The sequence below is a fragment of the Klebsiella sp. BIGb0407 genome, from assembly GCF_024807845.1.
In the GTDB taxonomy this organism is placed as follows: Bacteria; Pseudomonadota; Gammaproteobacteria; order Enterobacterales; family Enterobacteriaceae; genus JGM124.
Genome location: NZ_JANUEQ010000012.1, coordinates 14,654 through 26,955, shown reverse-complemented (window position 1 = coordinate 26,955; position 12,302 = coordinate 14,654). Strand labels below are relative to the sequence as shown.

Genomic DNA, 12,302 nt, shown 5'->3' with positions numbered 1-12,302 from the left:
TGAATAAAAGCGTGACAGAATTCCGTCTGAAGACGGCAACGCCTCACAGGTGCACAAATAAATTGCACACCTGCTCACCGTTTTTATAAATAACAATGACAATCATTTAAAAGCAAAACGTGCATTTAAATTAAAAAACAGTAAAAAACCGGAATCAACATGTACTATTAAATAAGATAATGACAATCAAAAACCAATCATAGCTAATTAGTTCTACGCTTAGATTTCCAAACATAGAACCATAGTAAAAGTTCTAATGATTAATGATATCACAAGCTTTTGTATAACCATGATCACAAGATTTCCTCAAATATACACCTGCTGTATACTGGTTCTCGTACACACCCTCTCCATTATTATAAGAAATATATAAATTGAATTCAGCTTGAGCATTTCCTTTAGTCGCTGCTTTCTCCCACCAATCCACAGCCTTGCTCATGTTGCGATTCAAACAGTTCCCCTCTGAATACAAATCCCCCATATTCAAATATGCTAGATCATAATCCTTTTCTGCTGATTTATTCAAAAGACTCAGTATTTTGTCACAATCAAAAGAGTTTGATTTTGAACCTGAGATTTTATATATCATTGCCAAATCATTTTGTGCTCTCGGATTACCATTGTTAGATGCTTTGATGAACCATTCTTCTGCTTTTTTAATATTTTTTTTAACACCTTGTCCGTAATAATATAAACTACCCATATCTGCCTGAGCTTCAGGATATCCTTGACGTGCTGATTTCCCTATCCAAATAGCGGCTTTATCATAATCACCGGATAGAATCATGTACATTCTGCCTAATTTAAATTGGGAATGGGCGTTACCTGCTGCTGCATCTTTTTTAATTTCATTATAATAATCATCACTCGCACTAACACGTAAGAAGAAAAAAACCAAAAAAAAACCAAGCAAAACATGATTAATTTTCATTAAAATACTCCATTCATATGCTAAACCACACCTGAGACATTAACAGTTATCCATTTAATAACTATTATAATCATTTGTTCCATAGGGATTTCCACAAACATCAACACTTCCACTCATTGGCAAACCGCTTGCCGGGTTAATATCAAAATGATGGTCATTTGAACCAAAATCTTGATGAGAATAAACATCCACATCAAAACAGCATTCAGTATTCACTGCGTGAACGTCATCACTTTGATAAGCATCAAAGAAAGAAGTATTCTCAGAGGAATGAAATAAAAAACCATCTTGAATAGAGTTATTCAATGTTGATTGCAATTGAATACCCTCAGAATCAAATGATGAGTAATGTATTCTTGAACGCGTGACGTTATTGCCCTTCCTGATAAATTTCAATTTCTGTCCAGAAAACAAATTCAGTTGCTTACTGAGGGAATAAGGTTGATGTAACAGAACATAAGCAAGACAAAGCACAGGATTAACTACAGATAATATAAAGAAGATAAGCAAATACTCCCACCCCCCATCCTTATTCAGGGGAGGAGTATTATGTTCTTTCTGAACCTGACAAATAATATAACTAAACACACCTAGCCATATAGCTGAAACAGACATAAAGAAAAGGCTAACCACAAGTGGATAATCATATAACGTAAATGACAGGTATACCATAAACAATGTAAATATCAGTTTCATTTTACCACCTCCCAGAAACCACCCTTATTTTTTATTTTTCTCCTGATATTCAAGCGCTTTTTTTGTTAACTCATCTCGCGTATCAGCACCAGGAATTAACTTCTGCGCCTCGTTTCTCTTATTATATTCAGTTTCAATTTTCTTTTCTTCTGATTTATGAGAAATTTCCAGGTTTTCATGATCATTTTGCACCACTGTACCTTGCTGATTTATATTTCTTCGGGCTTCCTGATGACTTTGTTTATTTTTCTCCATCATCACATCGACATTCTGTTCCACATTATCCTTAATTTTCGCATCACGGGTCATGGTATCTATATGACCAGCATTATTTCCGTAATCAGTAACCACCGAACTACGATCGCCAACAGGCGAAATACCCTGCATACCCTGACCAATCTGTTCCTGCCCGGACTGATACGCTCCATCCACTTTCGGCTGTATCTGGGTTTTCACAAATTCACGCGCCAGCGCCTCACGTTTTTCTGCAATTGCTGGCGAACTGCCATTGGTAAGGAGCTCATCCGCATCATGGGGTGATTGTTGCCGCACAAAGTTGGCAAACTGCTGTGACATATTCTCTCTGACCTCCCCACTCACACTTTCTGTACGTGAAGCCATCTGACTGAGTTCATGGCTCCGAGTCCTGCTATCGGTATACTGCCCATAGCTGGTTTTAGCACTAGTGAGAGATGCCGAGAACTGATCCAGTCCCGAATGGGCGTTATTGTCCGTGATACTCCCTGATGTTGATGTTTTATTGCTTGTAAGATAATCAGATGATTTTTTGAAATCTTTTAATGCCTGTGCACTTAAATCATGATTATTATTCTTAGCATTACGGCCTGATTCATTTGTACTCTCTTGGGAGCCAGAACTTTTCGTTCCTCTTATCGCCAGTTTACCCCCAGCTTCTACGGTTGCGCCCGTTCCGAAAACTTCAAGCCCCCCTTTAGTTTTAACACTCCCATACACCTCTCCTGAAACATCACCCCGGGAGGCTTTATCCATCATTTCGTTAAAAGCTTGTTCTCTAGAGAGATTATTTGACTGGGCATAAGTTTCAACAGAATTCCACATCTGACTCATGGCAGCCGATCGTTGTGACGATTCAGTATTGTCGGCGCCGCTCACCACTGAGGCGCTATTTCCCTTATTGGAGGCAAATTGTTTAAGGCTGGTCCAACCGCTTGCCACGCTTTCGTTATAGCCCTGAAGTGCACTTTGCGCCTGGACATCCGCCTCTCTGGCCATCTCCTGCTGTGCGCTGGCTATCTGTCGGGTAAAATTGATATCAGTCGGCAGTTTGGACAAGTTCGCCGTCGAGATTTTCGTACCATCCTGAGCCTCCGTCACCATTCCCCCGTTCGCCAGCTGGCTGGTCTTCTGGCCAAAACTGGTCGTACTGTTGGTTCCCCAGCTGTAACCGCTGACATTCTCCATCTGCATATTGGCGTAGGTGTAATTTCCGTCCACCACACCGGAGGAGGCCTGTGAGGTGGAGCTGAGTCCGGAAGACGCAAAGTGGCTGTAGGCGCTGGAGAACCCCGCCCCCATGCTTTTCACGATGGCCCAACTGAGGGGTGGGATCATCATGGCGATATAGCCCGCTGTTGTCGCAATGTCCGAGTTCTTCAGCTGCACCTGCGAGAGTTCGGACAACACCACCGGGACGCCGTTTTGTTTCGCATAGTACGCCATCGCACTGTTCAGAATGGCAAACAGCAGCGGCCACGACTGCAACCATATCAGGGCAAAGACATATCCTTTCACGACCTGCAGGGTCATCATATTGAACATTGCGGCCATCACCATAATCGGGAACATGCCAATCATGATCCCCAGAATAACCGTCTGCATCATCGGCAGGGAGCGCATGGCCTGATGCCCCATCGTGGCCTGTGCCAGACGCTGTTTCTCCAGCGAGGAGGTGTTGGCGATATTCACCAGGCTGGACGTGTCCCCACTGCGTGCGGCATAGCTTTGAATACCACCCCGCAGGGCATTCATCGTGACGTTCTGGCGAATAATCTGACCCGCACTCTGACTGGACTGATAAAAATAGTTATAGCTGTCACCGATCATCTGGCTGAACAGCAGATCAGGGTTCGGTTTCCCGCCAAACAGCTGACGTACATAGTAGCTCCAGGTTTTCCCCCCGGTCTGTGAATCCAGCGCCAGGGCTTTCTTCAGCTCAACGGAGGCTTCCTGGCAGGTTTTGAACTTATTCTTATCGAACACGCCCCGCAGCGGACTGGGGCGCGAGAAAATAATCGTATAAGGATCGGGTGAGTTCAGCAGTTCCTCAAACGTGTACTTATGATTGAGAAAAATATCGCCCATAACGCAGTTCTGCACGTAGTCGGAGAACAGGGTCGTGATCTCCGGATTCTGCGAGATAAAATCCGTACTTTTCGCGACCAGATTGCCGCCAAACAGCATCCCCGTTTTACTGTAGGTCACACTGTCGGGCAGAGAAAAAATCATCTCATAGCTCTGCACCAGGGCATTGCCGATGCGCGTGGTCAGGGAGAACGGAATGGCCAGTCCCACCGGGACATTATCGACTTTATACACCTGGGCCACATTGCTGTAGTCGATTATCTGGACAGGGGTACGGACTGCGACCAGCATCGAGACCAGGGTCAGGGAGAAGACCCAGCCGATAAGGTTCATCACATTGTGTGTGCGTATCCAGCTAACAGCGACAATCAGCACCGAAAAGGCAATGCACATGGCCTCAATGGAGCGCCAGGTCCCGGTTTGCATAAAGGCGGCGATGGCATTAAAGCACCCCCGCAGCCAGTCTCCTCCGGCAGTCACATAGATTTCCAGCATCAGAGACTTCCTCCAAAATGGTAATTATCCTGGTAACGGGTCATCATGCGGGCAGACACCTGCTGACGCATGTAGCTCATCTGCCGGTCAACTATCAGCAGGGCGTCGTACTGCACCTGCACACGTGCCTGAAAATCAGCAATCTGTACGCTCGCCTGATTGAGATTCGCGAGGATGATATCCATCGTGGATTGCGGGTAGTTTCCGGTCGCGACCATCACTCTGGCCTGCTGAACCAGCTCCTGGATGTACTGCAGCAGAATGTCGTAGCCGATGTAGTCCGTCAGCTGATAGATAAGAGAGTCGGTCATTCCGAGCATTTGGGGGTCAACAATGTATTTGAAGACCGGAATAGTGGTACTGCTGATAAACCCCCTTTCCTGCTCTGTCAGTTTTTCATCGGCCACAGCCTTGCTCTGAATACTGCTCAGTAACGCGGAAATCTGGTTTTTCAGCGCCTTGTTGGCGGCGATAGTCACGGATGCATCGGCCACCACCTTGAGACATTTATCCGCATCATTACAGTGGTAAATTTTGGCCGTTCCGCCCTCCATCAGCGCTTTGATAATGTCCTGATCCGTTGTCCGGGCAGATAAGGGGGTAATTTCACTGTTCTCGCCAAAAATAATGGTGCCGGTCAGCGTCATCACAAACTCCTTCAGCTCCTTATTGTCTTTAAAGAACTGATTTTTCGACAACGCACTCCACATGATATTGATGTTCTTCATCACGCGCTCCTTGTCCTTGTCGCTGGCCTTGTCCTGCACGTTGTTCATCTGCCCGCCTACTGAGCACCCTTGTCGGGAAGCTGCCCAGTCTGAGAAAATGTTGCTCTCACCGGCAATGTCCTGGCAGACCTTCTGCTGTGCCACCTGGGTACGGGGAAAGAGGCCGCCGACAATGCCCTGCGCCGCCTGACAGGAGCTGAGGTTCATGCTGTTGACGTCGGATGCCATCTTTTGCAGGAAGTCTTTTGCGGTCTTGATTTCAGGTACGGTGGTCTGCAAAGCGAGGTCAAAAAAATAGCCCTGCGAATTGGACATAATTTGTTTTGCGAAACGCTGTAACTGTTCGCTGTTAATGAATGAGAACGAGCCCAGGTACGCATCAATACCGCCGCAGCCCGCATTGATGTCCGGCAGGGTCATACTGACCATCTGGACTGTTTTCACCTGGGTTCTGGCATACAGTGAACCACCAGAGACGTAGCCCGCAGCCTGTCCCTGCCAGACCTGGGGCTTGCTGGTATTGGAGGCAAAGCCCAGATTGTTGAAGAAGTGGTTCATGTCACTGTTCACATCGGCCACAGCGGGAAAGGCTGTGTTCAGGAGAAAAACACTCATCAGTACGGCTTTTTTAATACTGCCCATGTGTCGGTGCCTCCATCATCTGAAAAACCGTGTCCACCCTGGCCATGAAGCCCGGTGCATCCGTGGCACCCTGTAAAAGGGGATAGGCCGCCAGGGTATGCACGTTGACCAGAAACGTGGTGGGCGTGGCCACCGGGATATTCGGGAAAAAGGTCTGCATCACCTCGGGGGGCACCGTCAGCGCATCCGGATACGCCTCATCACCCTGCCCGTCGAGGGTGTAGGGGAAAACAGAGAACCCGAACTGCGCGGACAGCTGCTTCAGCACCGGATCAAATTTTTGGCAGTAGGGGCACTGCGCCTGCATAAACAGCACCACTTTCCAGTCGCGTAAATTCACCTGCTTACCGTTACTCAGCTTAAACCAGCGGGGCTGCGGGACAGGTTCCACTGCCCGGGGAACCGTATCTGTGGAGGAGACTGATGGCGTTCCGGAAATGCCCTGAGGGTTCCAGAGCGACTTCACGTCATCGAGCGTGCCGCCCCGAACCATCCCTGACATGGCCAGGAGTAAGCCCGTGACAGCGATACCGGCTTTAGTGATGTTCTTCAGGCTGTTTTTCACGGTCTTTCTCCTGTCGTTCAGCTTCTGCAATCAGGGCGTTGATGATGCGGTAGCCGCCAAAAATCACCATGCCCAGCCCGATAATTTCTCCAGCCTGCACCGCCAGGTCAGGATGCTGCCTGACCAACCGGGCTATCAGGTGGAAAAACACGCCCACCGCCAGCACCCACATCCCGGTAATATCTAAATCGGGAAAACGAATTTTTCTCATGTATATTCATCCTTTTCCGGAAAAAAATAATAACCTCATCAATCAGGCTATAAATCTTTACCGCTGAATTGCGTTCATATAAACAGTCAAACTTCCCAGTAAAAATTATTATTTTGTTTTTACAGCACTTACGGCTATGGAATTGACCATTAAATTAAAGCCGTACAATAAAATGCAGATAAAAGAGGAGGAGCCAAATCCTATTAACGCAGCGTCGTATACGCTGCGTTCGCTGACGACCCAGAATGGCGCATCATTATAAATGAGATAGGCAATGGCACATCCCATGACAATTGAAACAGCAATCATAATTAAAAAAGAGACACGCCGCGTTGACTGCCACTTAATAAAAGCAAAGGAATAGAATATTAAAATAGAAAAAACCATACCCAATATGCTCATCGTTCCTACTCCCGGAATGAACAGAATTAATGAAAGAAAAACAGTGACCATGACTGATAAACAATCCTGGACTCTTAAAAATTAGGTTTAAAATCACTGGAGACATAAAGGAATTGTTTTGCCAGGTCATCCTGGCTGATAAATCCGTAACTCAGGGGTTTTACCTGACCACTTGTCGGGTTAACCAGCATCATGGCAGGGAAAAACTTCACACCCAGCTGTGCGGCCTGCCCCTGGTCTGTCCGGCTGTCAGGCAGCAACGGGTTGATAACGCCATCAACCGACACGGGTATCACGCTCAGTCCGTAGGTTTCCCGGAAGTTTTTTATCACCTGGACGAACTGGCTGTCGATGGCGTCACTGCCCCGGTAGAAGAACATCACCCCGTAGTGCTGTGCCAGGGTCGAGATGGCCTGGCGTTGTTCGGCATAATCGGCAGCCAGCTGATTCTTCACTGTGCCGTTGTAGTGGCTGTATTGCAGGTTGTAATCGAGCTCCGGGTTTTCCAGCATGGCGCGCTTCGCACTCATCGAGAACAGACCCGCCTGCTGCGTCCAGTAGTTCTGCAGGCGGAAATACTTCACGAAGTTCTCTGAAGAGGGGTACAGAATGGCCTCATACATCGAGCGTTTCGTGGCACCTTGCAGTGCTGAAAGCTTATCCATAATGTCCATCGGGGCCGGGGATGGCGCAGATGCTGGCTTTTTTTCCGGTTCACGAACGGGACGTTTTTCGTTGTACCACTGCCAGCCTGCATCCTTTGCAAAGGCCGGTATCTGGGTGCAGCAAAGGCACCCCGCCAGGAGGACGGCATGTATTTTTCGCATAGCGGCTACCTGTTTTTCTGAATTAAAGCGGCGGGCGTAACAGGCTCTGGTAGGCCATGTTCTTATCGAGGCGGCGTATCTCCTTTCCGCTCTCGTCACGGGCGACAAACCGGTAACCGCTGCAGTACAGCGTCAGATTATCCACCGTCAGGGTCACGCGTTCGCCGTCCCTGATAACCCAGGCCGTCCGGGAATTTCTGTCACACTGGACGCCCCAGGCGCTGTTGGTGGCAAGGAACGCATTGATTTGTTTATCCCGCCACAGGCTGTAAGACATGATGCTGACCAGGAACGTGACAAATACCGCAACAAATAACATGACGAGTCTGGCTGTATTCTTCTCCTCCATTCCTCACTCCTTCGTTATTTTTCCACCGTTCCCCGACAGGACAGAAAAAAACAGATAACTCATCATCCATATAAAGCCCGTGACAAGAATAAAAATAACACTCGCGATATAATCACTGACGGTGGTTCCAATGATGCCATCCCACGTGTAGTAAATAACCGGCGAAATAATCACGATAACCAGCAGCAATCGCAGAACAAAATCAACGACCTTATTATTGTTAAAAATCACCTTCATACACGCTCCATCGAAATTGGTTAAATAGGCCATAACGACCAGACGAACAGGATCGGGTGAATTCGTTGCCGATTTCATAAAGCTATTATTATTTAATATACAGCTTTCTTTTCAAGACAGGATGGAGCAGGCATTACATTTTATTTCTCACGACCATTAATTAAAAACTGAAATAAATATATACAACACAAACCAAACCCTGTCCACAATATCAATAAAAATAAAACTTCTGGAAAAGCAAACCCAATTCATTCACCCCATTCTCAGGTGAAATATATCAATGACTCACCGCTATTATTCGCTGTAAGATAAATAGCTATATTGAAAATTATTTGGCTGATTGTATTAACAGCGCTTTAATTCGCTGTGCGGCTTTGTCGGCCAGTTCCTCGTTACCCGGAAGATTTTGATTGTTCATCAGGTCTTCCATAAAAGGCGTGAAGTCCAGCCGGTCAAAATCGATCGCCTGAAGCTCATCAACGCTGATACCGCGGCAGTCCGGACTTTTCGCCCCGCCAAATCCGATATGCAGCTGGCCATCCCGGCCCTGTTGCTGAACAATTTGCGCCAGCTTTGAGTCAAACTGGCAGTAGCTGCGTTTTTTCTCGAGGCACACGCCCAGCACTTTTTTAGAACAGAACTCACCGATACTGATAATCAGCTTTTTCTCTTTTGCTTTGCCCAGCGCTTTCTCATCGCTGCTGCAGCTGGCCAGCCCCATGTTATTTCCCCAGCCGCTGTCTGCGCAGCAGTTACTGAACCCGACAGCGAACTTCTTGCAGTACCGGGGCACGCCCGTGAACGCCCTGACGTCAACATTATCAATCTCTGCGACATCCTTTCCGGCGGCGGCTAATGCGGCCAGCTCAGAGACCGCATGACCAAAACCATTATTAGAATGCGTCTCGGTCATTTCACATTCACCGTCCAGGCAAAAGACCTCTCCCCCACATATCATCTGCTTGCCTGACGTCCGGGTTTCACACGAGAACGTGGCATATTCATGTAAGCAGGCGGCGCTGTCTTCATCAAAGAACGCACACTGACGACTGGACAGCGTGCAGCTCTTGTCGTTCATCAAACTGGAGCAGCTTCCCGAGTCCGCCGGTTGCAAAATCCAGGTATCCTTGTAACCCCAGCAGGGTTCGGTGAAGGAGAATGCCTTGCCGTCCACGATGATGCTTTTCGTGCCGCCCGGGCTCGTACATTCACTGGCTATTTTCGTGCCTTCCTCTTTATTAAAAGGACAATTTTCTACCCAGACAACTTCCGGATTATTGGCGATGACCTCTTCCTCTATCTCATAGGAAACCGTGACCGCTGACTGACTCTCTATGCTTCCAAAGGCGTAATTAATGGCTTTTGATACCGTGATGGTTTGGCCCCGGGTGACATCAATATCAACATCCGCCTGTTCGTGTATCTTCCCCTTTCCTGACTGATGCACGGTTGTACAGTGTTCATTTTTCCCGCCGATACATTTGTCATAAATGCTCGGATAGGTCACAACCGTGACGGGAAAGGTTTTATCAAACACCTTAATCGTCTGTGCCACCGCATTTTTACAACTCGTGTCCGGTTCTCTTGCACACTGATAGGTCGGGTCAATAACAATAGTATCGCTGTCCACCGCCACGCGGACAATATGACCGTCTTCTGCAATATTAAATGACGCGACCCACTGTCTCTTGTCCCTGTTGTAGACCAGCGTCACCGTTTTCTTGACGGTTTTTTTGATTTTCTCGACCCGGGCATTGTCTTTCAGCGTGGCTTCCCGGGTACAAAAACTCTCGACCTGAACATCACGTTCACAGGTGTGGTTTTTAAATTCACTTCGGTTAACCACCTGGGCGGAACACTGCGCACCGGTATCACCGGTGATTTCATCTGCCCGGCTCTCAACATCCTTCCCGGCCTGAATGAAAGGGGCATCGGGTGAGATAATATCTGCGGGTCTGTTTGAAAATGATTCCGTTATAGAGGATGCCACATCATTTTTATTCCATTCCGTGCTGGCATCGGTTTTAAATGAACTGTCGCCGCTTGAGGTGACCCCGCCGTAATACTGCGTGGCGTCAGGGTTCGGATTATAATTCGGTATAATATCGTCCCCCTTAAAATTCTTTAAAGTATTCATCCCTGAACCCTGGATCTGCCGCGCATAGTCAGCGCTTTCCTGGTAATTATTCGCAGTCTCTGCACGGGTGTCTTTCGAGTGGGTAATAAGAAAAGCAATCAGGAGCATGAAGGCCACCGACAGAACGCTAATGACGGATGATTTTTTTAGCTTCTTCACGACAATCGCCCTCCTTCTCTATTTTCTCCAGTGCCTGACGGATTTTTAAGTTCCCGTAAATCACATCGAACCCTCTCTCACAGGTCACCACCAGGGCAGGAACGGCTTTGATGCTGTAGTCTGTAAACAGAGTGGGATCGATTTGCACACCGTCCGTGCTGCCTTTATTCACCAGGTTAAGAATGGCGGCGGCGGTAAACTTCATATCATCATTAATTAACCCCCTCATCACCGGTTCAGCCTGGTGTCGACGGGCATCGTTCAGCATGTTCGATAAGGTGTCTTCGGGTATCGAGAAGGACACAAAGTAGAGCAGCCGGTCTTGATTTCCCTCGCGCTCTTTCCGCCTGTTTTTCTCTTTAATCTCGGCAATAAAATCGTTATCGGTAGCGGATAAGGGATTGTTTTTTATTTGGGATAATAAATCCCGCTCCATGCCTGAGAAATCCTGCTGCCTGAGCGACTCACTGAAATTCTCCTGTTGTTTTAACCACTGCTGCTCTTCCTGCAATGTTCGGGACTGAGCGTTGACGGACAGAGAAAACAGGACAAGCGAGATCGTTAAGGGGATTGTTTTTCTAAAGGAATACACAGTTTCTTTTCCTCCACATCAGATAGCCGTAATTCTTGCGCGTATTCGGCGGGTTACGCCCTGTTTCCCAGGCCATCACGCTGCGGCCCATCGGGTGGCACTGACTGCTGTCCGGGTGCATATTGACCATCTGATAGCGCCAGCGCTCTTTCGGTATAATCGGGGACGGGTATTCGTAGCAGACCGCTTTGTCTCTCCCGATACTTTCCATAATCATGCCCTGACGATGGAGCTTGAATGCCATCCGTTCACTCACCAGAAGCGATGACTGCAGTGGACTGGATTCATTGCTGACCCAGCCGTTAAAGGGGTACATCGAGCCTTGTGAACCGGCACACCAGAACAGGACATCCAGCGGCATATGCACGGCACTGGCTATCGCATCGGCGGCACAGGCACCCTGTGCAATGGGATTGGCAAACAGGACGGCTTCTGGATTGAGCAGCGTGGTCAGACTGCTGTCCGTCCAGGTCGGGTCGATTTCTGACAGATAAGCGATATCCATATCCCCGCCCTCTAAACACCCCACTGAGGTGATGATATTCAGCCAGTACGTCAGGGGATATTTGTACCAGTGAACATGGTAGAAGGCCCCGTTCACATCTTTAGAATCCTTTTTTGCCGTCCCCATTCCGGTCTTGCCGAGGTTGACATTAAATCCCCCCAGATTGACCATGCATCCCGGAGAGCGAGTGACGTCCGTCATGGCCATTGGCTCCCAGTACCCGATAGCCAGACCCGGGCGAATAAACAGCGGGGGCGGTGCCGGACAGAACTGCAGCGGGCTGCCAGGGTTGGCGGTATCAGGCAGGTCACCTTTACCGACCTGCACACTGCCGAGCGACAGCGGGAAGATGCAGCGCCAGCACACGTCGGTGATGGGGTTTACAAATCGCCCCTCACAGGCAGGATCGGCGGCCGCACGGCTACTGAAGGTCGACAGCACGATGCAGGTAAAGAACAAAAACGCAGCTTTCATGGGTTATAT

Annotated in this window: 13 protein-coding genes; all 13 read right to left on the bottom strand. The window is 48.1% G+C overall.

Translation table 11 applies throughout. The features are described 5' to 3' along the window. Nucleotides 1-253: 253 nt before the first annotated feature. Nucleotides 254-931, bottom strand: a complete 678-nt coding sequence (locus M2387_RS24035) for a tetratricopeptide repeat protein (RefSeq protein WP_259053141.1) — start codon at nucleotides 929-931, stop codon at nucleotides 254-256. A gap of 54 nt (nucleotides 932-985) precedes the next feature. Next, nucleotides 986-1,627, bottom strand: coding sequence for a hypothetical protein (locus tag M2387_RS24030; protein ID WP_259053140.1), 642 nt, complete (start codon nucleotides 1,625-1,627; stop codon nucleotides 986-988). 24 nt (nucleotides 1,628-1,651) lie between these two features. Then, complete coding sequence (gene traG / locus M2387_RS24025; RefSeq protein WP_259053139.1) at nucleotides 1,652-4,465, bottom strand: conjugal transfer mating-pair stabilization protein TraG; 2,814 nt, start codon at nucleotides 4,463-4,465, stop codon at nucleotides 1,652-1,654. Beyond that, a complete protein-coding gene (traH, locus tag M2387_RS24020; RefSeq protein WP_259053138.1) occupies nucleotides 4,465-5,835 on the bottom strand; it encodes a conjugal transfer pilus assembly protein TraH in 1,371 nt (456 codons plus the stop codon). The genes traG and traH overlap by 1 nt, the downstream gene beginning before the upstream one ends. Further along, the gene (trbB, locus tag M2387_RS24015) at nucleotides 5,822-6,400 is read right to left on the bottom strand and encodes a type-F conjugative transfer system pilin assembly thiol-disulfide isomerase TrbB (protein WP_259053137.1); all 579 of its coding nucleotides are present in this window, start codon (nucleotides 6,398-6,400) and stop codon (nucleotides 5,822-5,824) included. The genes traH and trbB overlap by 14 nt, the downstream gene beginning before the upstream one ends. Further along, a complete protein-coding gene (traQ, locus tag M2387_RS24010; protein WP_259053136.1) occupies nucleotides 6,372-6,611 on the bottom strand; it encodes a type-F conjugative transfer system pilin chaperone TraQ in 240 nt (79 codons plus the stop codon). The genes trbB and traQ overlap by 29 nt, the downstream gene beginning before the upstream one ends. Before the next feature lie 108 nt (nucleotides 6,612-6,719). Next, nucleotides 6,720-7,064 (bottom strand): hypothetical protein, encoded by a 345-nt coding sequence (locus M2387_RS24005; protein ID WP_259053135.1) that lies wholly within the window; start codon nucleotides 7,062-7,064, stop codon nucleotides 6,720-6,722. A 23-nt stretch (nucleotides 7,065-7,087) separates the two neighbouring features. After that, nucleotides 7,088-7,840 (bottom strand): type-F conjugative transfer system pilin assembly protein TraF, encoded by a 753-nt coding sequence (gene traF / locus M2387_RS24000; RefSeq protein ID WP_259053133.1) that lies wholly within the window; start codon nucleotides 7,838-7,840, stop codon nucleotides 7,088-7,090. Nucleotides 7,841-7,862: 22 nt separating this feature from the next. After that, a complete protein-coding gene (locus M2387_RS23995; RefSeq protein ID WP_259053131.1) occupies nucleotides 7,863-8,189 on the bottom strand; it encodes a hypothetical protein in 327 nt (108 codons plus the stop codon). A 3-nt stretch (nucleotides 8,190-8,192) separates the two neighbouring features. Beyond that, nucleotides 8,193-8,426 (bottom strand): conjugal transfer protein TrbE, encoded by a 234-nt coding sequence (gene trbE, locus M2387_RS23990; protein WP_259053129.1) that lies wholly within the window; start codon nucleotides 8,424-8,426, stop codon nucleotides 8,193-8,195. Between the two features lie 328 nt (nucleotides 8,427-8,754). Next, a complete protein-coding gene (gene traN / locus M2387_RS23985; RefSeq protein WP_259053215.1) occupies nucleotides 8,755-10,671 on the bottom strand; it encodes a type-F conjugative transfer system mating-pair stabilization protein TraN in 1,917 nt (638 codons plus the stop codon). A 19-nt stretch (nucleotides 10,672-10,690) separates the two neighbouring features. After that, nucleotides 10,691-11,314, bottom strand: a complete 624-nt coding sequence (gene trbC / locus M2387_RS23980; protein WP_259053128.1) for a type-F conjugative transfer system pilin assembly protein TrbC — start codon at nucleotides 11,312-11,314, stop codon at nucleotides 10,691-10,693. Next, nucleotides 11,301-12,293 (bottom strand): conjugal transfer pilus assembly protein TraU, encoded by a 993-nt coding sequence (gene traU / locus M2387_RS23975; protein ID WP_259053127.1) that lies wholly within the window; start codon nucleotides 12,291-12,293, stop codon nucleotides 11,301-11,303. The genes trbC and traU overlap by 14 nt, the downstream gene beginning before the upstream one ends. Between the last annotated feature and the right edge of the window lie 9 nt (nucleotides 12,294-12,302).

Bases quoted from the DNA above. Each gene is read 5' to 3' on its own strand.
- M2387_RS24035 (WP_259053141.1), bottom strand. From the start codon at position 931: ATGAAAATTAATCATGTTTTGCTTGGTTTTTTTTTGGTTTTTTTCTTC.
- M2387_RS24030 (WP_259053140.1), bottom strand. From the start codon at position 1,627: ATGAAACTGATATTTACATTGTTTATGGTATACCTGTCATTTACGTTA.
- traG (WP_259053139.1), bottom strand. From the start codon at position 4,465: ATGCTGGAAATCTATGTGACTGCCGGAGGAGACTGGCTGCGGGGGTGC.
- traH (WP_259053138.1), bottom strand. From the start codon at position 5,835: ATGGGCAGTATTAAAAAAGCCGTACTGATGAGTGTTTTTCTCCTGAAC.
- traQ (WP_259053136.1), bottom strand. From the start codon at position 6,611: ATGAGAAAAATTCGTTTTCCCGATTTAGATATTACCGGGATGTGGGTG.
- M2387_RS24005 (WP_259053135.1), bottom strand. From the start codon at position 7,064: ATGGTCACTGTTTTTCTTTCATTAATTCTGTTCATTCCGGGAGTAGGA.
- traF (WP_259053133.1), bottom strand. From the start codon at position 7,840: ATGCGAAAAATACATGCCGTCCTCCTGGCGGGGTGCCTTTGCTGCACC.
- M2387_RS23995 (WP_259053131.1), bottom strand. From the start codon at position 8,189: ATGGAGGAGAAGAATACAGCCAGACTCGTCATGTTATTTGTTGCGGTA.
- trbE (WP_259053129.1), bottom strand. From the start codon at position 8,426: ATGAAGGTGATTTTTAACAATAATAAGGTCGTTGATTTTGTTCTGCGA.
- traN (WP_259053215.1), bottom strand. From the start codon at position 10,671: ATGCTCCTGATTGCTTTTCTTATTACCCACTCGAAAGACACCCGTGCA.
- traU (WP_259053127.1), bottom strand. From the start codon at position 12,293: ATGAAAGCTGCGTTTTTGTTCTTTACCTGCATCGTGCTGTCGACCTTC.